This is a genomic window from Chryseobacterium paridis (assembly GCF_016595215.1).
Classification (GTDB): domain Bacteria; phylum Bacteroidota; class Bacteroidia; order Flavobacteriales; family Weeksellaceae; genus Chryseobacterium; species Chryseobacterium paridis.
Map to the genome: position 1 here is coordinate 418051 of NZ_JAENHK010000010.1, position 25678 is coordinate 443728.

The window sequence follows — 25678 nt, forward strand, 5'->3', positions numbered from 1 at the left end:
TGTTACAATTGAAACGTTTTTAAGGCGCAAGAAAATCGAAGATTTTCGGCAGTTTTTTTAACGCAAAGGTTTTATAATGATGCAGCTTTGTTTAAGAAGGCAAAGGGTAGCATCGCTGATGAAGCTTGTGTATTAGTATAAATTTAGACAAAAGAATAAGGTGAAAAAGATTGCTTCGTTCCTCGCAATGACGGTACGTTTTATTTCCCACAGATTTCACGAATTTCACAGATTAATATGGCAAAAATTTAAAGATTGGCAACAACTCCCAATCGACCTAGGAAGCTGTAGCGTTAAGAAAATGATTTCTGTGAACGTAAAGAAAATTCTACTGTCCGAAGCGCGACAACAATGCCGAATTGGAAAACTCACAATGAATTCGCGCAAGTTTTAGAATTTTTAGTGAACAGAAATTATTTTTAGTGGAAGATTCCAGTCTTGAACTTTTGGTTCTTTTGCTTCAAGGTAAAAGAACATGATAAAAAAAGAGATTGCTTCGTTCCTCGCAATGACGCTCATTGTGCTTTTATTTCCCGCGGATCACACAGATTACGCAGATCTCAATTTTTATCTCTGATAAAAATCCTTGCGCCTTAAAAGCATAATACATTAAAGAAAACTTACCACCATTGCGATTGACCAAAAACACAATCAACCAAAAATACCAGTTCATCACAACAAAAAACCATCTGCCCCGAAAGACAGATGGTACAAAAAATGAAAATGCTATTATTCTTGAGTAATATAGCCTTGGTTAATAATTATCTTCTGAATTACATCCGGCTTGGATACAAACCCATCCTTTTCTATCCGAGGCTACGGTAGGGTTATTTCCTCTGTATAATTTGACGCATTTAGCGTCTGTATCGTAAACGATCATTCCTGCTACGGGGGTTAATGCATTGATCTGTGCGGTGGTCATATGAGTGATTACCATTCCTTTTTTAGAGGCATCTAATACCATATGTCCATTGGGAACTTGAGTTGGCCAATTATTCGAGTGCGACTCTTTGGTAGAGATCCCAAACTTGCTGGATAAACCGGTGCCGGTTTCTATAGGAACTTTACAGGTACAATTTTCATATCCTGGATCTCCGGGTGCCAGATTAGAGATGACAACAGGGTCTGAAGCGGGTGCGTTATCACAATTCCCTGTATTTGTTGGGATGTAAAAAGCATAATAAGTACCAGGGCCTACTGCTCCTGGGTTGGCAACCTCTGTTCCAGCGTCTCTTGTTGGGGTGGTATACCATTTGAGTTCGTAACCATTAGGTGTAGCTCCCGTATGCATAGTAATCAGATCGACCTTGGTTTCAGAGCAAATCTTTTTACTGATTACGTCTGGTTGGGCATTAGATCCACAAAGATTAATTTTTGCTGTAAAAAATGTATATTCATTTTCTGTAGTATTAGCAGATGATCCATTACCCATACTTCCATTGACACGATGACCTACATATCCAAAGTTTTGACTACATTGTTTTATAACCATAGTGGTATGCCCTCCAGTTTCTACTGCCATTAAAACATCATTATCATCGAGTCCACCAGGCATAAATGTTGGATCATTACCCCTTCTACTTTCTATTCCAAGCATCCACCCATCATTATTTCCCCAAGCATAGAGTTTTCCATTGGTAGTTAGTGCATTAATAGCTGCATGGTCTGTATCATGCTCCTGAGGACTAATCCAGGTAATATCATTCATATCTTCAGTAGCTGATTTTTTTACCCGCACCCATGTTGTTCTATTAGTGGTGGTAAAATCTCCAAGTTGCTTTACATTATTAGAGCCGAGACTATACAGGCTACCATCTGAAGACAGAAGATAATAAGTATTATCAGATGAATTATTTCTGGTCATTCCAATCATCTTAGGTCTTGCTCTGGAAGGCCAGTCTAAAGGAAGGGGCATCTCCGTTGCGTAGGCTCTATTACTCCGTGCTGAACCATCTCCTAAATAAGTACCAGTTCCCCATGTATAAATTTTACCATTGCTGGTTAATGCCATAAGAGCATTTGTGTTTCCTCTTACAGCTACAACATCAGTAAGAAACTCATTGTCTCCGTTTCCGGTTTTTACCCTATGCCATACTCTGTTATTTGCTGTTGTTTGTGATGTTCCATCCCCATTTTTAGAGCCATTCATTGATAAAACCCATGCTTGTCCATTGCAAGTAGTAATCGCTAAGGTTCGATAGGATCCAAACATCATTTTAACATCTGTAGGATTCACTCCTTCAGGAAGACCATCAGCTTTTGTTCCTGATATCCCGTATGTACCAATGCTTACTTTTCCAAAAGTTGCTGTATTTTTAATTGATGAACTAACAAGTTTGTTGACTAGCCCCCATACGAAAAGACCATCTGTTGTTAATACAACAAATTGTGGTCCCTTATTATTTTCTACTCTTGTACTATAACTCCCTCCTGTAGATTTTAAGATATTTCCGGTAAGTCCGGGATAATTAGTTGAATTAAGCTCGATAGGAGAAAGTACATCTGATGAGCCATTACGTGCAATAGCTTCTCCCCAAACCATTACTTTTCCAGAAGCTTCTTTTACCATAGAAGAATGAAAGGTGGAAACCATATTATCATATTCAATGGTATTGGGATCATTACTTTGAACATATGTATTCCCATTACATCCGGATGTGCCGCATTGCGCCTGCAGGCTACCGGTAATTCCCGGAGCCATCATCAGCATGAAATAAATGTATTTTTTCATAATAAAATTGTGTTTTAAATTTTTTTTAATTGTTAAATAGTAAGCATCATTATAGCGTTTCAGGATTTCATATCCTGAAATAGGTTGATATCAAAAGATAAACAGCAATCTGTTTTTTATATCATCCAGTACTCAATAGAACATTGGTCTATGACCTTTGAGACTATTGAGCACGATGAATGAATACGTGAGATCGTATAGTTAATGTTGTTTAATTGTAAAATAAGCTTATTGCCAGAAGAACCAGTTTTGTCCATCGCAAACCGCTAAAGAGTCACTGTTCGTGTCATAGACCATCGTACCTGCTACCGGGCTTTTAAAGTTAGTGTGTGGGTTAGATACTTTGGGTAAGATCATCGCCTTTGTGGTCGATTCCAATACCAATACTCCAGGTTTTGAAGAAGTGTTAGCTCCAATAATAACACCTTGATCTGTTGCTTTATCAGCAATCTGTGTGTTCACATAACGATTGGCTACAGCTTCTCCAGAAAGAGTTAGGTTGGTCCAGTCAGAACCATTGTGGTATTGTACCGCTTTGTCATTGGTGTTGACGATAAAAGTACCGCCTACAGCACCGGGAGCAGAATCTACTGAAGGAAGAATGATTCCTTTGTTTTCCGATCCAAATTCAAGAAGTGTGCTTGGATTGGTGATGTTGTCTTTTCCGATAGCTACCTGAGCGTGTAGCATCATGCAGAAGAATCCTGCGCAAGTCATTGTTAATTTTTTCATTTGTTGTTGTGTTTCGGGAGCAAAAGTAGAAAATAAAAAAGATAAATAGCTTAAAAAAAAATTAAAAAAATATTAGAATGTTATTAGAATGCCTTTTTATTTATCAAATCCATAGTTTTATATTATGTCTATGATAATGATAAAATCGATTTTTTGAGGTGTTTTGTAGTAATCTTTACATTAAAAAAACTTGTATTTATCTGTTTTTTAACAATTAAGTTACAGTGTGGTTTCCTGATCATAAAGATTGAAGTACATTAAAATGTTTTAAGATGTGAAATTTTAAAATGAATTTTTAGGTGATATGGATGAATAATTGATAATTTTAAATTGGTTAATCGCAAAGGCGCAAGGGTTTCTAAAATGGAAGCATTTTTAAGGCGCAAGAAAATCAAAGATTTTCGGCAGGTTTTTTTTCAACGCAAAGTTTTATACTAAGGATGCATATGATTAAGAAAGCAAAGAGTAGCTTCGCTGATTTAGTTTGAACCATTAAGTTTTTATGAAGGAGTGAAGTTGAATTAAGGATAATCATTCTGATTGTAAGCGACAGCTCATCTTAATGTTCTTAACAGCTTAAATAATCCTTAATGGTTTATCTTTTTACGTTAATATTTGGCTAATCGCAAAGGCGCAAAGGGTTTTAGAAGTAAACGTTTTTTAAGGCGCAAGAAATCGAAGATTTCGGCAATTTTTTTAAAAAATTTTTGAATGTAAAGTTTCTTTCTACGATGTTTAGATTCCTTCACTACGCTTTCGCTTCGTTTCTGAATGACAAAGAGGGAAAATTAGAATAGGGTTGATAAGAAAAATCTTTGATTTTTTTTAAACTTATGTGTACTTCTTATACATTATTATTTATCTTAAAGCTAAAGTGCACTAAAGTGTTTAAAATAAAACGCAGTCAAAGAAAACTTTTGTGCCTTTTGTGGTTTGAAAAAGCTCTCGCAGATTTTGCAGATTACGCAGATTAAAAAGGCTAAAATTTCAAATTTGGAAATAGATTCTTAATCGACCTAGGAAGCTGTAGCGTTAAGAAAATGATTTCTGTGAACGTTAAAAAAATTCTACTGTTTGAAGCGCGGGACATCCATTCAATAATAAATTCACATTACATCCGCGCAAGTTTTAGAATTTTTAGTGAGCAGAACTCATTTTTAGCGAAAGCTTCCAGTCTTGAACTTTTGGTTCTTTTGCTTCAAGGTAAAAGAACACCATAAAAAAAGAGATTGCTTCGTTCCTCGCAATGACAGTACGTTGTATCTCTCGCAGATCAAGCAGATTACGCAGATCTTCAATTTTTATCTTTGATAAAAAATCCTTGCGTCTTAAAAACATAATGCAGGAAAAAAATAGCGTCTTTGCGATTAACCTCCCCCCACACTACAACACATCATTTAATTTCAGCCCGAATCCTGCTTAAGCTCACCTGTGTAATGCCCAAATAAGAAGCAATATGTCCCAGCTGAACCCTCCTCAAAAGATGAGGCTTATCCCGCATCAGATCTTTATACCGTTCTGTAGAGGTTTTAAATTGTCTTGAAATAATAAGTTCTTCGGTTTTTACAAGCTCTCTTTCTGCAAATTTTCGTCCCCAGTTCGCAATATGAATATCTTCGTTAAAAAGCTTTCTTAAATTTTCAGTATCGATTTGGTAGAGTTCACAATCTTCCAGTAATTCAATACTTTCATAACCTGGTTTGTCCTGTACATAGCTCTTCATTGAGATGATGGTTTCCCCTTCGCTTCCAAACCAGAAGGTGATATCATTGTCTACAGTAGAAGCATAGGCACGAACAATTCCCTTTCTAATAAAATAAACCTGTGAAATGATTTTATCTGCTTCCATCAGACAAAAACCTTTTGGATAAGAAACTTCTGTGATATAAGTTTTTAGATTTTCCCTTGAAGATTCAGGGAGAATAAGCAAATGGTCAATGATTTCGTCTATGGTCATGAAAGCAAATTGAGATGAGTAAAATTATTTGTTTTTAATGACTAATTCAATAATATCAGGAATTAATTTTTATATTTATGACTTTTAAAATAGAAAAATAATTAAAGGTCGATACATATTGATTGAAAAGAATACAAAAGAAAATAGGCAATAACCTTGATCATTCTTACGTATTTTGTTGATGACCAGTAGATTTTAAAGTTATGAAACTATATATAATTTTATAGAAAATAAATATATTCCTGGTTCTTTTTTTATAAATTATAAAATACTTTTGTACGTTACCTAAAACAATGAAGAGAGCTTCCATAAAAGATATTGCAAGAATTGCCGGAGTTTCCGTAGCAACTGTTTCCTATGTTATCAACAAAAAGGAGGGGAGCAGGATCAGCGAGTCTACAAAAAACAGAATTTTGGAGATTGCAAAAGAAATAAATTATACTCCCAATAAGATTGCCCGAAGCTTAAAAATGAATAAAAGCAAACTTATAGGACTTATAGTTCCGGATATTTCCAATGATTTTTATTCTAATATAGCCAGGTGTATAGAGAATGAAGCCATGAAGCTGGGATATACGATTCTTATTGGAAGTTCTGATGAAAACCCGGAAAAATTTAAAAAGTTGACAGAACTATTCTCCGAACAACAGGTAGATGGAATGATCGTAACTCCGGTTGCAGGATCAGATGAAGCCATTAAAAGACTTTTACAGGACGAATATCCTCTTGTTTCAGTTGATTATTACCTGGAGAATGTTAGCTTCCCGGCTGTAACGCTCAATAATTTCGAAATTTCAGAACATATTTTCGATTACCTTATGAAGCACAATTTCGAAGAACTGATCTATATCGGATATGATACGACACTTCCACATTTACAGGACAGGCAACAGGGATTTGAAAGGAAGATATCTTCAAGTGGTGTTACCGCAAAGAAAATCCTTGTAAAAATGGGAGATGTGACATCTGAAGTACATGCCGGGCTTGAAAAGAATCTTATAATCGGATCAAAAAAGACGGCGTTGTATTTTCTAAATAATAAAATAGGGAATGCAGGACTGCATTATCTTGCTAAAAATAAGATCAGAGTCCCTGAAGATGTTTCTGTGATTGCTTTTGATGAAACAGATGCTTATAGCTTATTTCCCACAGAAATTACCTGTATCAGGCAACCACTGAAAGAAATGGCAAAGCAAGCTATAAAACTTCTGGATGAGCAAACAGCACACTTTTCTATGAAAGGGGAAAGGGTAGTATGTCAGGCAGAATTAATCATTAAAAAATCAGTAAAATAAAATTTTAATCAATATTTAAACGTTTAACCAATGACGCAAAACAACCAATATGTAGTATGCTTCGGAGAAGTTCTATGGGATATCTTTCCTCAAGGCTCAAGAGCGGGTGGTGCCCCTTTTAATGTGGCTTACAATGTTTATAAAGCAGGAATAGATGTAAAAGTACTCAGTAGAATAGGAAAAGATGACCTTGGAGATCAATTGGTCAATCAGATAAGAAATTGGGGGATTTCCACAGACTATATTCAGATTGATGATGAAAAACCTACCAGTACGGTTATTGCTACGATAGATGCAGATAATGAAGCAAGCTATGAAATTATTAATGAAGTAGCCTGGGATTATATAGCGTTTTCTCCTGAACTTGTAGAATTGGTTTCCAACGCAGATGCGTTCATATTTGGAAGTTTATCGGCGAGAAATGAAAAAACCAGAGAAACCCTTTTTAAACTTCTGGAATATGCAAGGTTAAAAATATTTGATGTCAACTTCAGACCCCCATTTACTGAAATAGAGCTTATCAAGAACCTTCTTCATAAAACCGATATTGTAAAAATGAATAAATCGGAAATGAGGCAGATCATGAGTTTCCTTAATGAAGAATATATCAATGAAGATCAAAGTGCTGCTTTTATTCAAAATCATTTTAAAATTAATGAAATCGTTCTTACCAAGGGAAGTAAAGGAGCAAGGTATTTTGTAGGAAATGAAAGCTATGATTGTCCTGCTGTTCCTATCACGATTGCCGATACTGTCGGAAGTGGTGATTCATTTCTTGCCGGATTTATTTCTAAAAGAATTAAAAATGAAGCTCCGGATAAAATTATGAAAGAAGCTATTGCTCTGGGTGCTTTTATTACATCAAAGCCAGGTGCCTGCCCAGACTATGAATATGAGGATTTTCAGAAATTCAGAGATCAGTACTAAAGATTTAAATCTTTAAAATTTATCCTAAAGACCAGTTTTCTTTTAGTAACTTTGCAGTCCGTAATATAATTTTTATGCACAAATCAGGATTTGTAAATATAGTTGGAAAACCTAATGCCGGAAAATCTACCTTACTCAACCAGTTAATGGGGGAGAAGCTTGCGATTGTAACGCAGAAGGCACAAACCACACGTCACAGAATTTTTGGAATTTATAATGAAGAAGACTTACAGATCGTATTTTCTGATACTCCGGGAGTATTAGATCCAAAATATGGTTTACAGGAGAAAATGATGGATTTTGTAAAGGACTCTTTGCAGGATGCTGATGTATTTTTATTCATCGTGGATGTTACAGATAAAGCTGAGCCTTCAGAATTTTTAATTGAAAAGCTCAATAAAATCCCTGTTCCTGTTTTGTTGTTATTAAATAAAGTGGATCAGACCAATCAGGAAGGACTTGAAAAGCTGGTAGAGGATTGGCATAACAGAATTCCTAAAGCTGAAATTTTACCGATCTCTGCATTAAATGCTTTTAATACTGATGTTATTCTTCCGAAACTTAAATCTATGTTACCGGAGAATCCTCCTTATTATGATAAAGACCAGTATACAGATAAGCCAGAAAGATTTTTTGTAAACGAGGCAATTCGTGAGAAAATCCTTTTGAACTATGATAAAGAAATACCTTATTCCGTAGAAGTAGTCACCGAACAATTTAAAGAAAAGGAGGGGATTATTTTTATAGATTCTATTATTTATGTGGAAAGAGATACCCAAAAAGGGATTATTATCGGGCATAAAGGAGAGGCTATCAAAAAAGTAGGAACAGAAGCGAGAGTAGATTTAGAGAAATTTTTTGCTAAAAAAATCCACTTGAACTTATTTGTAAAAGTGAAAAAAGATTGGCGAAAAAATGACAGAGATTTAAAGAATTTTGGTTACAGGTAAACTAAAACACCAATAATCATCGTTGTATTGAAAGATTTTACTATCTTTAAACTAAATTTTTCATACATGAATTATAGTAACTCAAATTCTAATCCCATATTTAGAGATATTATACTGTTAATTGTGAGAGTTTTTATTGGATTCGCCATGCTTTCTCACGGATTTCCCAAGCTTCAGATGCTGTTTGGACCAGATAAAATTGAATTTTATGATTTTCTGGGTCTCGGTCCGCAGATTACTTTAATTCTGACTATAATAGGAGAATTTGTGTGTTCCATACTCCTGATTTTAGGATTATTTACAAGGGTAGCATTAGGGATCTTGCTATTTACAATGGTGATCGCTGTTTTTGTAGTTCTTGGAGGGCAGCCTTTTGAAAAACAGGAATTAGGATTGATTTATTTATCTGTGTATCTTCTCTTAGTGGCTATTGGAGCCGGAAGATTTTCAGTAGATCATATGATTGAAAAACGTAAAAGAGCATCCGATTGGTAACAGTCTGGAAAATATAAAATAAAAAGAGCATTAAATTTATTAATGCTCTTTTTTTGTTTTTGTATTTAGATCTTTATTGCAATTTGTAATTTTATCCTATATAACTACAAAATTTACTAAATTCGTGAAAAATGTGATAAAATGAAGATAAAACTAACTATTTGCCTTTTGGCATTTCTTAATTTCTACGAGGCACAGGAAAACGTTACTTATCAGAAACCATCTGCGGAAATTCTTAAACTCGCAGATTATGAAAGACCTCCAAGTGTTTTAATGAACAGCAAAAAAGATTGGGTTGTATTTACATATCGTCCTACTTATAAGACCTTAGAAGATCTTAGCCAACAGGAAATGAAGTTAGGAGGATTAAGAATCAATCCTGTTACTAATATTTCAAGCACTGCAACTTACTCCAATAATCTTAAGGTTAGAAAGATCAATGATAAACAAGAAATTCAGGTAAAAGGACTTCCTGCCAATCCAAAAATAACCAATATGTCTTTTTCTCCTGACGAGAAAAAAATGGCGTTTACCAATACAACAAGTAAAGGGGTGGAGCTTTGGATTGTAGATCTTGAAACAGCAACAGCTAAAAAAATCACCAATGATAATCTGAATGCCAACTTAGGAAGCCCATATACATGGTATAAAGATTCTCAGAATTTATTGATCAAGGTACTTCCACAAAACAGACCTTCTTTGATTGATTCCAGTAAAGATCTTCCAACGGGTCCTATTGTATCTACAGCTGACGGAAAAGTTTCTCAAAACAGAACCTATCAGGATCTTCTGAAGAATCCTCAGGATGAGAAAAACTTCGAAATTCTTACCGCTTCTGATATTTATAATGTCGATCTTGCCGGAGGGCTTAAAAAAGTAAAAGATCAGGATATGTATTCTGGTCTGAGTTTTTCTCCGGACGGAAATTATTTAATGGCTACAACGATTAAGAAGCCGTTTTCTTATATCGTTCCTTTGAACAGATTTCCAATGACAACAACAGTTTATGATGCTCAGGGAAATGTTGTGAAAGTAGTGAATGAAGTTCCTTTAAATGAAATAATGCCTAAGGGATTTGCGTCCGTAAGAACAGGAAAAAGGGATATGGGCTGGAGAAGTGATATGCCTGCTACTCTTGTCTATGCAGAAGCCCTGGATGGTGGAGATCAATCCAAAACCGCTGAATACAGAGACGAAATCTTTACGTGGGAAGCGCCATTCAATACAGCGGCAAAATCTTTCTTTAAAACCAAACAAAGATACGAAGGAACAAGCTGGACCAATGATCATTATGCTATTGTTTCGGAAGACTGGTATGACACCAGAAATACAAAATCGTTCTTAGTTGATTTAAATAACGGTGAATCGAAAGTAATTGATGACAGAAATTATCAGGATGTGTACAGCGATCCTGGAAACTTCAATACTACAAAAAATCAATTTGGTAGAAATGTAATTGATATGAAAGGAGGAAAAGCATATCTTATTGGAGATGGCTTTACAAAGGACGGACAACATCCTTTCATCGATGAAATGGATATGAAAACCTTGAAGAAGAAGAGGTTGTATACTTCTAATTTAAAAAATGCTAAAGAAGAAATTATAGATATTCTTAATCCTTCAAAAGGAGAGGTATTGACCATCCAGCAATCTGCAAGTCAGTATCCAAATTATTTCAAGAAGAATATTAAATCCAATAAATCGGAGCCGGTAACTACTTTTGCAAACCCTTTTGAAAGCATAAAAGATGTGTATAAAGAGGTAATTAGTTATAAAAGGAATGATGGAGTAACATTGACGGGAACTCTTTATCTACCTGCAAACTATGACAGAAAAGCAAAAAATGAAAAGCTTCCATTACTAATCTGGGCGTATCCGACAGAATATAAAGACAAGAATACAGCCGGACAGAATACACAAAACCCTAATGACTTTACATTCCCATATTATGGATCTTTTGTGTACTGGACGACAAAAGGATATGCTGTCCTTGACGATGCAGCTTTCCCAATCATCGGGGAGGGAAAAACAGAACCTAACGATACCTTTATTCCTCAATTGGTTGCCAATGCAGAGGCAGCGATCAATGCTGTAGATCAGCTAGGCTACATTGATAAAAAGAAAGTGGCTGTTGGAGGGCATTCTTACGGAGCTTTTATGACGGCTAACCTTTTAACCCATTCTAAGCTTTTCGCTTGTGGAATTGCAAGAAGTGGAGCTTATAACAGAACGTTGACGCCATTTGGTTTCCAGAGTGAGCAAAGAAATTATTGGGATATTCCTGAAATTTACAATGCGATGTCTCCATTCATGAATGCGGATAAAATGAAAACTCCATTACTTTTAATTCATGGTGATGCAGATAATAATCCTGGAACGTTTACTTTACAGACAGAAAGGTATTTCCAGGCACTAAAAAACCTTGGAGCACCTGTGAAAATGGTTCTTTTACCAAAAGAAGCTCATGGTTATGTTGCTAAGGAAAACATTCTTCACCTTTTATGGGAACAGGATCAGTTCTTAGAAAAATGTTTGAAGAAATAAATTGAAAAATCGCTCCTATCAGGAGCGATTTTATTTTCCTCATGTCATTGCGAGGAGCAAGGCGACGAAGCAATCTCTTAAAACAGATTTCTCGCTTCATTTCATTACGCTCGAAATGACAATGTACTTTGTATAACTTAGCGCTGTCATTCAGAATGAAGCGAAGCGTAATGAAGAATCTGTTAAAATAATTTACAATAATTTAGTACCATGAAGTTAGTTGTGAAAAAAATGTTTACAATTTTCCTTGTAATTACCTTGATGGGTAGGCTTTTCGGACAAACTGAAAATATAGAAAACAGAAAATATCATCCCGCAAAAGAACACTTTGAGAAAGAATACATAAAACAGGATTATCAAAAATACTTAAAATCCCAAATTAAAATTGAAAAGGATAAAGTAATCATTGATGTTGTGAAAATTATTGAATTTTCAGAAAACTTAGATAAGAGATTTAAATTAATCTTTGAGAATGGATTGATAGATCCAACAAAAGTAAATAGCAGCTATATTTTAAGAATTTCAAGTATTGACGAACTTAAGTTATTAAATCCAAATCCTCAAACAAAAAGATTTAGTTTTTGGGTATTTCCTCAAGGTAAAACATCTGTACAGAATAATTCCGTTGAACATATGTTACGAGGAAGATTTAATCCTGACGAATATTATTTTGAACTTCAAAATGACAATGCAGATGATAATACAAGCTTTGAAGAATTTATTGTAGGTGCAAGACTTACTTACTTAGGATATAGTGGAATTGTATTATAATCTGTCATTGTTATTCAGAATGAAGCAAAGCGTAGTTAAGAATCTTATGAAAGAAGAATTCTCACCTCATTTCTGACCCACATCCGCCGAATTACGGTTTGTATTCGAAATGATATCACTTTTGCTGCTACTCTGAAAAAAGCTTAATAATTCAAATATTTCAAAACTCCGCTGATATCCTCCAGTTCAGCAAATCTTTCGTGTTTCAATTGGTGTTCATGTTGCTCATGTGCCCAGGTGGTATGAAATGGAATATGTGCAGCAAATCCTCCAATGTCTAAGACAGGTATAATATCTGATTTTATGGAATTGCCTAACATGAGAAAATGTTCAGGTTGGCAATCCAAATGTTTCAGTAATTTTTCGTAATCACTGTTTTTCTTATCACTCATAATTTCGATGTGATGAAAATACTTTTCCAGTCCCGATTTTTTAAGCTTTCGTTCCTGATCAAGAAGATCACCTTTTGTCGCCATTACCAATCGATATTTTCCTTTCAGGGCTTCTAATGTCTCTGTCACTCCTTCCAACAGCTGAACAGGTTGTTGTAAAAGATCATGTCCTAATTCAATGGCCTTGTTTATTAATTGGAGAGAAGCGGTTCCGTTAGAAACCCTGCAAATGGTTTCAACCATACAAAGCATAAAACCTTTTACGCCATAACCATACAAATGGAGATTTTGCATTTCGGTTTTAAATAATTCCTGTGATACAGAATGATGTGGCAGATAATCCTCAAGCAAGGCACAAAACTCTTTTTCTGTTTCCTGAAAATAAGGCTCATTTACCCAAAGCGTATCATCTGCATCAAACGCTATTGTTGTTATATGATTTTTCATTTTACTTTTGTACATTTCTGAGAGCAAAAATCAGAATAAAAAACACAAGAACAAAGGACATTTGTCCCGGATCATATATGTTACGAACCAACCAAGCATTTTTAAGCTATTTAGAGCAGCTATACGCTAAACAGGAGCGTAAAGAAGATATTATCATCAAATCATTTTCAAAAGGAAAAAGAATATTGATTCAGAACGAAGCACCTTCCAAGATCATGCTAATTAGTAATGGGATTACAAAATGCTATTTAGCTGAAGAAAATGACAAAGAATTTATAATTGAATTTTTAGGGAAAGGCGAAATTATTGGGGAAATAGAATTCATCAAAAATATTAACTGTCTTTGTTCCATTGAAGCGATGACGGAGGTGTCTGTTTACGCGATTTCAATTCCTTATTTTAGATCGCTGCTCAAAAGTGACTTAGCCTTTAATAATTTATTATTGGATGTTTTCGCTGAGCGTATTGTAAATACATCAACAAGAGCCTCTTATCAGCAATTGTATACAACAGAACATAATTTAGAAAAACTTCTAAAATTACAATCCCAACAGAAAATCGAGATTTCAAAAGAAGATATGGCTTCTTATTTAGGAGTTACCATAAGAAGTTTAAACAGAGCGCTGAAAAGCCTTAATGAAAAATGAAAAATGAAAAAAGTTGAAAGTTGAAAGTGGAAAGTGGAGAGTTGAAAGTGGAAAATGAGAAGTTAGAAGTTAGTGCAAAAATATAATTTGAACAACAACGCAAACCTCGAATCCCGCATCTCGAACCCCATAACTCCTCAACCCAGAAATCTCTAAGCTTCCCTCACTTTCAACTCTCAACTTTCAATTTTCAACTCTAAAGAACTATTTGTACTTATCTGATTATTATACTCTATTCTGTTTTATTTTCTTTGCAGACATATTTAAAAATCGTTTTACAAGAAAGACCGCAGATACCGTTAATCCCAATCCTAAAGCGATCCACATTCCAAATGCTCCCATTCCTAACGTGACACAAAGTAAATAGCCTAAAGGTACTGTAATCACCCAATACGCAATGAATGTGTAGATAGAAGGAATCTTAACATCCTGTATACCTCTTAACATTCCTAAAGCGGTCACCTGAATTCCATCTGATAGCTGAAATAATGCAGCAATGATCATTAATTTTGAAGCCAGTGTAATCACTTCCACTTCTTCCTTTTTCGTAAAGAAAGTAGGAAGAATATTTCTACCCAAAATAAATACAATCCCACAGATACACATAAAGATAAAAGCAATCTTTAAGTTATTGATCCCCACTTTTCGGAGCTCAACATAATTCTGTTCACCCATTTTTCTCCCGATCATAACTGTGGAGGCAACACTGAATCCTACACATAAGTTAAAGGTAAATGAAGCCATACTTAAAGCGATCTGGTGAGATGCAATATCATGAGCAGAGATTAATCCACAGATGAATGCAGCACCTGCGAAAGCGGTTACTTCAAAGAACATTTGTAAAGCCGTAGGTAGTCCTAATTTTACCATTTTATCAAACATTTGCTTAGAGAATACCTGGATCTTTAAAGAAAAATCTTTGATATATCGTCTGGTTCTTTCTTCTTTTACTAAAACAAAATATAAAAAGACCACCATGAAGATTCTAGCAATCAAGCTGGCTAATGCAGATCCTTTTACTCCCATTGGAGGTAATCCGAAAAGTCCTTTGATAAAAACATAGTTTAAAACAATATTGATAACGTTGGCAATGATAGTCGCTTTTGTTACCCCGATCGTATATGACAATCCTTCAGAAACCTCTCTTAAGGTCTGAAATGCCATAAAAGGAATCATACTTATTGCCATGATCCCCAAAAAATGAACCGTATCAGGAACAATCTTAGCCGGTTGTCCGGAATGATAGAGTAGAGGCAATCCTAATAGTAATATAGCCATCAAAATAACACCAACGGTCATATTAATAACAAAGCCATGGCTGAAAACGGAGTTAATCGTTTTATGGTCATGTCTCGAATGTGCTTCTGAAACCAAAGGTGGAATTGCAAAGGAAAATCCCAACGCTAATACAAACATTGAGAAAAATACTGCATTCCCTAAAGATACAGAAGCTAATGCATCTGCTCCCAACAACTTTCCAACAATAATATTGTCAAATAAGTTTACAGATACTTGTCCTACCTGCGTTAGCATTACGGGTAGCGCCAAAGTAAGGCATTCTTTCGTATAGTTTTTATTTAAAAAGCTCATAGTTTTAACAAAAAAAAAATTTGCAGTGTTACGACTGCAAATTTTTTATAATTTATTTAGGTTATAATTAAATTATTTTCTTACAAAATTTGCAACATCCTCTTTGGAAACTGTAGCTCCTCCCAGGATAATTAATCTTTCAACAACATTTCTTAATTCTCTGATATTTCCAGTCCATGAAAGTGCTTTAAGCGCTTCAATAGCTTCATTATCAAATTTTTTCACAGCAGTACCATGTTCGTCTGAAATCATTCCTGAAAAATGGTCTACCAATAATTTGATATCCTCTTTTCTTTCATCCAATGGTGGTACATAAATTTCAATTACAGAAAGTCTGTGGTAAAGATCCTCTCTGAATTTCCCTTCTTCAATTTCCTTCTGCATATTTTTGTTAGTTGCTGCAAGTACTCTTACGTCAACTTTTATCTCTTTATCACTTCCTACAGGAGAAACTTTACTTTCCTGAAGTGCTCTTAATACTTTTGCCTGTGCGATAAGGCTCATATCTCCGATTTCGTCCAGGAAAATGGTACCTCCTGTTGCTTGCTCGAATTTACCTTGCTTATCTTTAATAGCTCCTGTAAAAGAACCCTTAACGTGTCCGAAAAGTTCGGATTCGATAAGTTCTGATGGGATTGCAGCACAGTTGACCTCAATCATAGGTCCTTTTGCACGTTCACTTTGATTATGAATTGCATGCGCTACTAATTCCTTTCCTGCACCATTCGGTCCTGTTATCAATACTCTGGCATCAGAAACAGCCACCTTTTCAATCATATCCTGAATCTTCTGCAAAGCAGGAGAGTCCCCAATCATCTGGTATTTTTTGTTGACTTTCTTTTTGAGTGTTTTATTCTCGGTCTGAAGATTTTTATTTTCCTTTTTCAGGGTTTCTTTAGCCAAAGCATTTTTTACGCTTGTAATCAACCTGTTGATGTCAATTGGTTTGGAAATGAAGTCGTATGCACCATCCTTCAAACAAGACACCGCAGAATCGATATCTGCATGTCCCGAGATCATAATAAAAGTAGTTTCAGGCTTTAGTATCAAAGCTTGCTTTAGTAGTTCTGTTCCTGAAAGTTTAGGCATTTTTATATCTGAAATCACCAATGCGAAATCTTCTTTTTCCAAATGCTTATAGCCTTCCAAACCATCTTCGGCTACAACAAATTCGTAATTGGTAAGTTCATCTGAAAGAATACTGTGAAGTACTCCTGAGATTGCTTTTTCGTCTTCTACTATAAGGATTTTTTGCATAGTTGCAAATTTAGAATTTTTGATTGAATTATTAGCAAAAATTGTACCTAAATACTTTATTTAGAATAATCTCTTCGCCCGAAAATAGCAGATCCAACTCTTACCGAATTAGCGCCGCATTCAATGGCAATAGGGAAATCATCACTCATTCCCATTGATAATGTATCTAGTTTTTTTAATTGATTTAATTCATCAAAAACTTTTTTTAAAGTTAAAAATTCTCTTTTCACCTGTTCTTTATCTTCTGTAAAAGTGGCCATTCCCATTAGACCTGTTATTTCAACATGAGAAAATTCTCCATTGATATATCTTTGAAACAGATCCTTGGCTTCAGTAATTTCAAGACCAAATTTGCTGTCTTCTGTTGCAATTTTTACTTGTAAAAGAACTTTGATTGTACGGTTATGCTTTCCAGCTTCTTTATTGATCTCCAAAACTATTTTTTCAGAATCTGCACTCTGAATGGTATCGATGAATTCAGCAATGTATTTTACCTTATTCGTTTGCAGATGTCCTATGAGGTGCCATTGAATGTCTTTTGGAAGGAGTGGATATTTTTCCATTAATTCCTGTACCTTATTTTCACCGAAAACTTTCTGTCCCAAATCATAGACTTCCTGAATGGCTGAAACAGGATGAGTTTTTGAAACAGCCACCAGCTCAACACCTTCCAGAAGTTGATTTTTTATAGTATTGTAATTTTCTTTAATATCCATAATTGCAAATTTCTGAATTCTTAAGGCAAAAAACTAATAATTTTATAAAATTTTCATTTTCCTCCTCGTCGAAACCATAGCATATAATTAATGTGCTTTTAATTTAAAACTTCATTGATTTTAGGATAGGCAGAAATCTTTCTGAATACGAAGCGATTGCTTTTCTGTAACTTTTCAATAAACAGATCCAGCTCATTAATGGAATCGGTATCTGCGAGGTATTGATCATGGGTAAGAAAAACAAGATGTCTGGAAGTTTTCTCAAGGTCATTGAAAAATATACTATCTACCTTTTTCAACATAGCTTCATGGCTACCCTTTAATACCATTTTATTGGTAGGCTTCCATTCCAGATCCCAGCCAATGACTTTGTAACCTGCTTTTTTCAAACCATCTGCTGCCAGGGTCGAACTTTTAATATCGGTAACATTAATATTGTTGAGTCTCCAAATATTTCTTCCCGGAGTTCTTGCTATTTTGTCATGAAGTCTCAGGGAGTCTTTGGCTCTGTCGAAGTCATGTACAACAGCATCCGGATTTTTGTAAAAATTAGAGTATTTGTTATGGGCATGTGTAAAACTATGATTAGCCAATTCAATCAGGGGATCTTTCTTTAAAAGCTCCATGTCATTTTTTTGTCTGTTGCTATCATAAGAATGTTTTCCCACCAGGAAGGCGGTAGCACATACATTTCTTTTTCGTAAAACTTTAAGTAGATTTTCGGTACCTCGATTGGGCCCATCATCGAAAGTAAGATAAATAACCCTCTTATCAGTTATTTCTTCATCATCTTTCAATTGGGGGACTATTTTTGCGACGGGATGTCCTTTGGAAATCATCTTTTCAGATTCTTTCTCATCTTTTTTCTGATTACAGCTGTTAAATAAAATTGAAGTTGCACTCACCAATGCAAACATCCCAAGAAAAGTCACGTTTTTAGACTTTTCTGCAAAAAAGTTTTTCATAAAAATAATTGGAGATTAATTGTTAAATATCGTTAAAATTTACAAATAGATGTTAACAATATGTATGCCAATTTTAATGAATATTTGCCTTTTAAGAATATTTTAATGTGTTAATTTTTAAAGTGTTTTCACCATAAAATCTTTTCTAGATACAATCCATTTTTGATTGCTGAAATACCCCAGGTGTTATTGAAAAATATAAATGCTTTCTTTTGCGATTTGTGTATTTTTTCGGCTAAATCATTGAGGAATTCCTCAGTGTATGCGGATTTGTAAAGTACAGGCTTTCCATGGAGTCTATAATAGATAATATCGGAATGATTAATTATCAAATCTTCGGGAAGGTTACCAGGAAAACTAACTCCGGAAAAAACAATGTTTTTATTTTTCAAAATTTCAAATATTTCCTTCTGCCACCAGGAAGCATTTCGAAATTCAATGACATTTAAAAATGTGAAGTCAAGGTTATTCAAAATTAAATCAATGTTTTCTGGTGTATTTTTGAAAGAGGGAGGGAATTGATACAGAAACCCGGAAAGTTTATGTTTTAGATTTTCATGAATATGTTGACAGAATTCTGAAATTTCATTTTTACAATCTATCAGTCGTTTTTCATGGGTAATGCTTTTAGGAATTTTAATGAAAAATTTAAATTCGTCATGGGTTTCATCAAACCATTTTAAAAGCGTTTTAGCTGTCGGTTTTCTGTAGAAAGTAGAATTAATCTCTACAGCATTGAATTCTTGGGAATAGAATGCAAGAAAATCTTTACTGGCTATATTTTCTGGATAGAAAAAACCTTTCCAGTCATTATTGTAAAAGCCTGAGCATCCAATATAAATGGTGTCTTTTTTCATAGTTTTTCCCTCTCGCAGGTTAGTGTTTTATTCTTTAAATCAAGAGTCTGTATAACCTGCGAGAGAAAATATGCTATTTAATATCCAGATTCACAGAATTTAACCGTAATGAATTTAGAATCACTGAAAGAGAACTAAAGCTCATCGCAGCTGCCGCAATCATCGGAGATAATAGGATTCCAAAGAAAGGATACAATAACCCTGCCGCAATTGGAACACCTAATACATTATAAATGAAAGCGAAAAATAAATTCTCTTTAATGTTTTTCAGTAATTTCTCACTTAGCAGTTTAGCTTTTGCCACTCCGATAATATCTCCCTTTAATAAGGTGATTTCTGCACTTTCAATAGCAACATCGGTTCCTGTTCCCATTGCAATACCGATATCAGACTGAGCTAAAGCAGGGGAGTCATTAATCCCATCGCCTGTCATGGCCACAATTTTTCCTTCTTTTTGAAGTCTTTTTACTTCATTTAATTTATCTTCAGGGAGACAATTAGCTTTAAAATGTTTGATGCCTAATTCGTCAGCAACGGCTTTCGCTGTGTGTTCATTATCTCCGGTCATCATGATGATGTCCAAACCTTCTTTTATTAAAAGTTCAACTGCTTTTTTAGAACTCTCTTTGATCTTATCGGTAAAACTAATAAAGCCTAAAACGCTGTGATCTTGAGCTATATAAGATATTGTATGGGCTTTTGACTGAACCTCTATAGCTTTTTGTTTTAAGTTTTCGGGAATAGAGATCTCATGGGAACTCAAGAGGCTTTCATTTCCGAGATAGACTGTTTTTTCATTAATATTTCCTTTTACTCCTTTACCAGATATATTTTCAAATTTTTCAACCTTTTCAGGAGTAATATTTTCTTCTTTAGCTCTTTTGATAACAGCATTGGATAAAGGATGTTCTGAATTTTGATTTAATGAAAATGCAAGCTTCAATATTTGATTTTGATCTTCATTATTATTCAGTTCAATATGTTCTATAGATGGTTTTCCTTCAGTTAAAGTTCCTGTTTTATCAGTGATCAAAACATTTACTTTGTTCATCTGCTCAAGAGCTTCTGCATTTTTGATCAGTATCCCGTTTTTAGCACCTTTACCAATTCCTACCATTAAAGACATGGGAGTAGCCAGACCTAATGCACACGGACACGCTACAATTAAAACCGCAACAGCATTAACGAAAGCGAACAGGGTTCTTTTACCTTCCGGACCAAAAAACTGCCAACCCACAAAAGTTAGTGCAGCAATAAGAATAACGGTTGGAACAAATATTTTAGAAACTTTATCTGTAAGTTTTTGAATAGGAGCTTTGCTACGACTGGCTTCGTTGACCATCTTTATAATTTGTGAAAGTAAAGTTTCATCACCTACTTTCTCTGCTTTCATAATGAAAACCTGATTTCCATTTATTGTTCCTGAAGAAACTTTATCATCTACATTTTTCTCAACAGGAATAGGTTCTCCTGTGATCATACTTTCATCAACAATAGAATTACCTTCAGTGATCTTTCCGTCTACAGGGATTTTTTCACCCGGTTTTACCTTTAGGAAATCTCCGATTTTTACTTGTGAAAGAAGGACTCTTTTTTCTTCTCCATTAATGATAAGGTTGGCTTCATCAGGAGAAAGATTCATCAGTTCTCTGATGGCATTTCCTGTTTTTTTATGAGCTGCAGCTTCCATAAGCTGTCCTAAAATGACAAGCGTTAAAATTACACAGACCGCCTCAAAATATAGAGGGATCTCATGATTATGACCTCGGATCTCATGTGGAATAATGTCTGGGAAAACCAAAGAGACAATACTGAAAATAAATGCAGCCGAAACACCAAGAGCAATTAAGCTGAACATATTTAGGTTCCAGGTTTTGAATGAAACCCAACCTCTTTTCATTAAGAACCATCCTGAATAAAAAAGTACAGGAAGTGTTAAAGCCAATTCAATAAATCCCTGAACCTGATGAGAAAAAGGGAAGTTAATGAACATACCACCCATTGAAAGAATGAATACGGGAATTGTAAATGCCAAAGAAATAATAAATTTTCTCTTTAGAATATTGTAGGTTTCATCATCTTCTTCTCCTTCGCTATCTGGCATTCTGACAAGGTCCATTCCGCAAATCGGACAACTTCCAGGTTCATCCCGAATAATTTCCGGATGCATTGGACAGCTGTATTTAGCTGTCTTTTTTTCAGGATATTTTACCAAATCCATTCCGCATACTGGACATCCTACATTGCTATCGTAAGTTTTATCTCCTTCGCAATACATGGGACAGTAATATTTTCCAGCCATGTCATCCGTAACTTTTGGAGCTTCGTGATGATGATCATGCGAGTGGTGGGTATGATGATGAGAATGTTGTGAAGAAGAGTTTTTTACCAGTTCTTCAGTGATTCCTTCTAAATGCATATGACAAACGGGACAGTCGCCTTTTTTGTCATAAACTTTGTTACCTTCACAAAACATAGGGCAATAATATTGTCCGATATGATCTTTAAAGTTTTCTGGTAAATTGGTGGAAGAGTAAGCTAGTTTATAATTAGGATCCTTAGCCTTTTTCTCTTCAATCGGAACTAAATACATATTACAGACGGGACATCTTTCACCTTGTTTGAAATATACTTTATCTCCTTCACATTCCATTGGACAGTAATATACCGAAGAAGGAGATACACGATCCTGAGGTTTTATAAAAACTTTTTCAGGCTGAGTAGGATCTTCTAATGTATAATGACCAATTTCCCCCAAAGCTTTATTAAGAGAGTTCAGATTGATCTCTTTATCTGAGGTAATAGTTGCTATACTTTTTTCCAGATTAATGTCTGCTTTTATTCCTTCAAGAGCATTCAATTTCTCTGAAATTTTTTTCTGACAACCTGAACAGCTCATTCCAAATATTTTATATTCTTGTTCCATGATCTTAAATTATATGACAAAGTTCCAAAAATGAAAAGGATACTTGTTATAAATTTAAGGATATTAGTTATAGAATTTGGAAAATTGGGAGTTCGAGTGTTTGGGTTTGAGTGTTGGAGGGTTTGAGAGTTTGAGAGTTTGAAAGTATTATATTGTTATATTGTTATATTGTTATATTGTTATATTGTTATATTGTTATATTGTTATATTGTTATGATGTTGAACAATGGATTAGTATTGAGTTATTAGAGTTCTTATTTTCTTTTATTATTGAAACACTTATCTATTTAAGAGCTTTTTACTCTCCAACTCTAATACACTCCAATACTCCAACTCTAATACCCTAATACGCTCCGACATTTCAACTCAAAAACTATCAAGAGATTTTCGGTTATGAACCTTTAGCTTTTTAAATTCAGTAGGAGTGAAGCCTGTACTATTTCGAAATTGAGAGGACAAATGCTGTACACTTTTATAGCCTAGCTTACCAGCGATTTCTGTTAGTGTAAACTCATTATATAATAAGAGCTCTTTTACTTTTTCAATTTTCTGAAGAATGAAAAATTGCTCCAGTGTAATATTTTCATTTTGAGAAAATGTCTTGGAAAGTGAACTGTAATCCTTGTGGAGTTTTGAAACAAGAAATTCGGAAAATAAAAAATCTTCATCAATGTCAAGTTCGCTGATCTTTATGATAATAAAGCTCTTGATCTTTTCAATAAGTTGATGTGAGGAGTCTTTAATTCTCTCAAATCCGGTTGCTTCAAGTTTTTTTTCTATAGAATGTAAAGTCTCATTGGAAACATCTGATTCAGTTTCAACCTCTCCTAACTGTATTGATTTTATTTCAATATTGAAATCATTAAAAATAGCTGAAACGGCAGAAATGCATCTTCCGCAAACCATATTCTTTATGAAAATTTTCATAATTGATTGTTTAGCCGGTCTTTTACGAATTCAACCTGTGTCTTTCCATGTGCAACAGGATTTCCATCATCACCCAAATTCACCATTACAATTTTATCAACCGTAATAATAGTTTGATGAGTCATCTTGTTTCTTACTTCGCATTGTAGCGTGAGAGAGGTGGAGCCGAAGGCCAATACTTCAATTCCAATTTCAACAATATCACCTTGTTTTGCGGAACTAATGAAATTGATTTCTGAAATAAATTTTGTAACAACTTTTGTGTTTTCTAATTGGATAATAGCATAAAGTGCTGCTTCTTCATCGATCCATTGTAATAATCTCCCTCCGAATAGTGAATGGTTAGGATTCAGATCTTCCGGTTTTACCCATTTTCTAGTATGATAGTTCATTGATTTAATAATTTTCTCTACAAATTTAGCGCTAAAAAGTGGCTTAATCAAACGAATGATATTTACTAATTAAAACTGAAATATTTATTTTCTCAATCAGTACGTTTATTATATAAAGGTTGACTGTTTTATGTTGAAATATAGGCTTTAACTCACTTTAAAATGATAAAATTAGTGGTTTATGAATGATAAAACGATCTTTGATTTGAAAATATTCAACAGTATAGCAAAAAAGATATGGTTTTAATTTTAAAATAAGTGTTTTGATAGCATTAATTATAGTATAAAGACGGATTTCATAATATATTTAGTGTTAAAAAATATTTAATTTTTATCAAAAAAAGACTAGTGTATTATTGTATTACGGTTATTAAATATCGTTTATCGATAATTATTAATGATACATCATATATTAGTGATAAAATACTTATAAAAAGGTTTTGATTTGACATATTAAATTGTATCTTGCGAACGTTTATATTTGGAATCAATATTTGTTCATTTAATATATGTTGCTTTTCTTTTATATACCAAATTTTTATTAATTATTATAATTTTATTTAACAATGAACATTTTTGTTTCAAACATCAATTACTCAACTAAAGAGTACGAATTACAAGATTTATTCGCAGAATTTGGAGAAGTATCTTCTGCTAAAATCATTACAGACAAAGAAACTGGTCGTTCCAGAGGTTTTGGTTTCATAGAAATGGGGGAAGAAGAAGGAAAGCAGGCTATTGAAGCTCTTAATGAGAAAGAATTCAACGGAAAAACACTTAACGTTTCTGAAGCTAAGCCAAGAGAGGAGAAGCCAAGAAGAAGTTTCGATAACAACAGAGGTGGTGGTTATGGAAACAACAGAGGTGGAAACGGTGGTGGATACGGCGGTGGTAACAACCGTGGTGGAAACGGCGGTGGAAATCGTTGGTAAAAAATATAAGCGGCTTTTTTAAGCCGCTTTTTTTATATATTTTATTCTGATTCTTTTAATAATAAAAGTAAATGTATTCTTCCAGAGGGAGAATTTTTTTATTTGGAACTAATCCTAATCCTTTTTCTTCTTTTTCTTTTTGTCTCTGGTCTTTTTCTCTTTTTTCGGATTAAGAATTTCGTTTGCTATTTCCAGTTTTGGTGCTTTAGCTTTTACAGGCTTCATTTCAATCTTAAGATCAAAATATTCTTTTAGGTCCTCCTGAGATATCAACTTTTCATTGAACAAGAACTGTAAAATTTCTTTTCCGGAATCATGGAAGAAATTGTGTGAAAGTTCCTTTAATAAAAACTTTTTATAGTTTTCATGTGGAATCGTAACTGTGTACTTAAAGATCCTACCTTCTTTCTGGGTAGAAAGATAACCTTTTTCAACCAGAATCTTCAAATAGGTAGAAACCGTATTCTGATGTGGTTTTGGTTCCGGATGCTGCTCCATAACATCTTTCAAATAAAAAGAATCGAGCTTCCAAAATAGCTTCATTAAGTTTTCTTCTGCCGTTGTAAGATGATTGATTTTCATAAATATTCTAGTGTTGAAAGTGTATATTGCAATAAAGATAGAGAAAAGAAATTAAAAAAGCTATTCCAGCACCCATAAATACTTCTTTTACAGTGTGTCTTTTTAATATGATCCTGGTAACTCCAACAATAACAGCTATACATAACCACACAATTCCCATTTTCCAGTCCGATGAATAAAATAATGCAGCAACAAATACATTAAAAGCGGTGTGCATTGAACTTTTTATAAAGAAATTACTTATCTGTAAGGAGAAAAGAAGAATAAGTATAAACAGCATTAATAAATCAACCGATCCATTTTTGAAATAATAGAAAAGGAGATACAGAATTACTGCGATGGCAGCAAAAATATAAAAGGTTTTTCTCTGCACCCTGTTTGAGACATCCATATTGGTATATCTTCCTGTTTTTACATTCCAGACCAACCACATAATAACCGGAATTATAATAATAAGTAAAACAGGAAGAAAGTATAATACTGAGTCTTTAAGGGAGTAATCCCGTATACTTCGGTAAATGAAAAATAAAAATAATGACACCAGAGGACTGAAAAATTCAGATATTATTCTGGAAATTTTCTGTAGTGGTGATGTTTGTTTTTCTTCCATGTTTAAATTAAAAACTCAAATATAACATTATAACCA

Annotated in this window: 22 protein-coding genes; 8 read left to right on the top strand and 14 right to left on the bottom strand. The window is 34.1% G+C overall.

Annotated features, from left to right (window positions below; genetic code table 11):
* Positions 1 to 754 precede the first annotated feature (754 nt).
* From JHL15_RS11350 to JHL15_RS11360, 3 genes are all read right to left on the bottom strand, one after another.
* Positions 755 to 2731, bottom strand: coding sequence for an RCC1 domain-containing protein (locus JHL15_RS11350; protein ID WP_200245824.1), 1977 nt, complete (start codon positions 2729 to 2731; stop codon positions 755 to 757).
* Positions 2732 to 2959: 228 nt separating this feature from the next.
* Positions 2960 to 3463: a hypothetical protein gene (locus JHL15_RS11355; protein ID WP_200245826.1), complete on the bottom strand. Its 504-nt coding sequence runs from the start codon at positions 3461 to 3463 to the stop codon at positions 2960 to 2962.
* Positions 3464 to 4856: 1393 nt separating this feature from the next.
* A complete protein-coding gene (locus tag JHL15_RS11360; protein ID WP_200245828.1) occupies positions 4857 to 5420 on the bottom strand; it encodes a Crp/Fnr family transcriptional regulator in 564 nt (187 codons plus the stop codon).
* Between the two features lie 293 nt (positions 5421 to 5713).
* Between JHL15_RS11360 and JHL15_RS11365 the strand changes: the two genes are divergently transcribed.
* From JHL15_RS11365 to JHL15_RS11390, 6 genes are all read left to right on the top strand, one after another.
* Positions 5714 to 6715, top strand: coding sequence for a LacI family DNA-binding transcriptional regulator (locus JHL15_RS11365; RefSeq protein WP_200245830.1), 1002 nt, complete (start codon positions 5714 to 5716; stop codon positions 6713 to 6715).
* Positions 6716 to 6745: 30 nt separating this feature from the next.
* A complete protein-coding gene (locus tag JHL15_RS11370; RefSeq protein WP_200245832.1) occupies positions 6746 to 7642 on the top strand; it encodes a carbohydrate kinase family protein in 897 nt (298 codons plus the stop codon).
* Between the two features lie 74 nt (positions 7643 to 7716).
* Positions 7717 to 8592, top strand: a complete 876-nt coding sequence (gene era, locus JHL15_RS11375; protein WP_200245833.1) for a GTPase Era — start codon at positions 7717 to 7719, stop codon at positions 8590 to 8592.
* Between the two features lie 66 nt (positions 8593 to 8658).
* A complete protein-coding gene (locus JHL15_RS11380) occupies positions 8659 to 9087 on the top strand; it encodes a DoxX family protein (protein ID WP_200245834.1) in 429 nt (142 codons plus the stop codon).
* Positions 9088 to 9228: 141 nt separating this feature from the next.
* Positions 9229 to 11631, top strand: coding sequence for a S9 family peptidase (locus JHL15_RS11385; protein WP_200245835.1), 2403 nt, complete (start codon positions 9229 to 9231; stop codon positions 11629 to 11631).
* Positions 11632 to 11862: 231 nt separating this feature from the next.
* The gene (locus JHL15_RS11390; protein ID WP_200245836.1) at positions 11863 to 12402 is read left to right on the top strand and encodes a hypothetical protein; all 540 of its coding nucleotides are present in this window, start codon (positions 11863 to 11865) and stop codon (positions 12400 to 12402) included.
* A 143-nt stretch (positions 12403 to 12545) separates the two neighbouring features.
* Here JHL15_RS11390 and JHL15_RS11395 read toward each other — a convergent pair whose 3' ends face one another.
* Positions 12546 to 13241, bottom strand: a complete 696-nt coding sequence (locus JHL15_RS11395) for an HAD family hydrolase (protein ID WP_200245837.1) — start codon at positions 13239 to 13241, stop codon at positions 12546 to 12548.
* A gap of 77 nt (positions 13242 to 13318) precedes the next feature.
* On the opposite strand from JHL15_RS11395, the gene JHL15_RS11400 reads away from it, so the two are divergent.
* Entirely contained in the window at positions 13319 to 13888 is a 570-nt protein-coding gene (locus tag JHL15_RS11400) for a Crp/Fnr family transcriptional regulator (RefSeq protein ID WP_200245838.1), read from the top strand.
* A 225-nt stretch (positions 13889 to 14113) separates the two neighbouring features.
* On the opposite strand, the gene JHL15_RS11405 is transcribed toward JHL15_RS11400, so the two are convergent.
* The 8 genes from JHL15_RS11405 to JHL15_RS11440 all read right to left on the bottom strand — a co-directional run bounded on the left by JHL15_RS11405 (position 14114) and on the right by JHL15_RS11440 (position 23518).
* Positions 14114 to 15478 carry an MATE family efflux transporter gene (locus tag JHL15_RS11405; protein WP_200245840.1) on the bottom strand — a complete coding sequence of 455 codons (1365 nt, stop codon included), beginning with the start codon at positions 15476 to 15478 and terminating at the stop codon, positions 14114 to 14116.
* Between the two features lie 72 nt (positions 15479 to 15550).
* Positions 15551 to 16735, bottom strand: coding sequence for a sigma-54-dependent transcriptional regulator (locus JHL15_RS11410; RefSeq protein ID WP_200245842.1), 1185 nt, complete (start codon positions 16733 to 16735; stop codon positions 15551 to 15553).
* Between the two features lie 56 nt (positions 16736 to 16791).
* Complete coding sequence (locus tag JHL15_RS11415) at positions 16792 to 17451, bottom strand: YggS family pyridoxal phosphate-dependent enzyme (protein WP_200245844.1); 660 nt, start codon at positions 17449 to 17451, stop codon at positions 16792 to 16794.
* 98 nt (positions 17452 to 17549) lie between these two features.
* A complete protein-coding gene (locus tag JHL15_RS11420) occupies positions 17550 to 18416 on the bottom strand; it encodes a polysaccharide deacetylase family protein (RefSeq protein WP_200245846.1) in 867 nt (288 codons plus the stop codon).
* Between the two features lie 128 nt (positions 18417 to 18544).
* Positions 18545 to 19273 (bottom strand): DUF72 domain-containing protein, encoded by a 729-nt coding sequence (locus JHL15_RS11425; RefSeq protein ID WP_200245847.1) that lies wholly within the window; start codon positions 19271 to 19273, stop codon positions 18545 to 18547.
* A gap of 73 nt (positions 19274 to 19346) precedes the next feature.
* The gene (locus JHL15_RS11430) at positions 19347 to 22199 is read right to left on the bottom strand and encodes a heavy metal translocating P-type ATPase (RefSeq protein WP_200245848.1); all 2853 of its coding nucleotides are present in this window, start codon (positions 22197 to 22199) and stop codon (positions 19347 to 19349) included.
* 366 nt (positions 22200 to 22565) lie between these two features.
* Positions 22566 to 23126 carry a helix-turn-helix domain-containing protein gene (locus JHL15_RS11435; RefSeq protein ID WP_200245849.1) on the bottom strand — a complete coding sequence of 187 codons (561 nt, stop codon included), beginning with the start codon at positions 23124 to 23126 and terminating at the stop codon, positions 22566 to 22568.
* A complete protein-coding gene (locus JHL15_RS11440; RefSeq protein ID WP_200245850.1) occupies positions 23123 to 23518 on the bottom strand; it encodes an acyl-CoA thioesterase in 396 nt (131 codons plus the stop codon). The genes JHL15_RS11435 and JHL15_RS11440 overlap by 4 nt, the downstream gene beginning before the upstream one ends.
* 566 nt (positions 23519 to 24084) lie before the next feature.
* On the opposite strand from JHL15_RS11440, the gene JHL15_RS11445 reads away from it, so the two are divergent.
* On the top strand, positions 24085 to 24450 hold the full coding sequence (locus JHL15_RS11445; RefSeq protein ID WP_089026162.1) for an RNA recognition motif domain-containing protein: 366 nt from the start codon (positions 24085 to 24087) through the stop codon (positions 24448 to 24450).
* Between the two features lie 114 nt (positions 24451 to 24564).
* On the opposite strand, the gene JHL15_RS11450 is transcribed toward JHL15_RS11445, so the two are convergent.
* Both JHL15_RS11450 and JHL15_RS11455 read right to left on the bottom strand, forming a co-directional pair.
* Positions 24565 to 25032, bottom strand: a complete 468-nt coding sequence (locus JHL15_RS11450) for a BlaI/MecI/CopY family transcriptional regulator (RefSeq protein ID WP_200245851.1) — start codon at positions 25030 to 25032, stop codon at positions 24565 to 24567.
* A gap of 7 nt (positions 25033 to 25039) precedes the next feature.
* Positions 25040 to 25642 (bottom strand): phosphatase PAP2 family protein, encoded by a 603-nt coding sequence (locus JHL15_RS11455; protein ID WP_200245852.1) that lies wholly within the window; start codon positions 25640 to 25642, stop codon positions 25040 to 25042.
* Between the last annotated feature and the right edge of the window lie 36 nt (positions 25643 to 25678).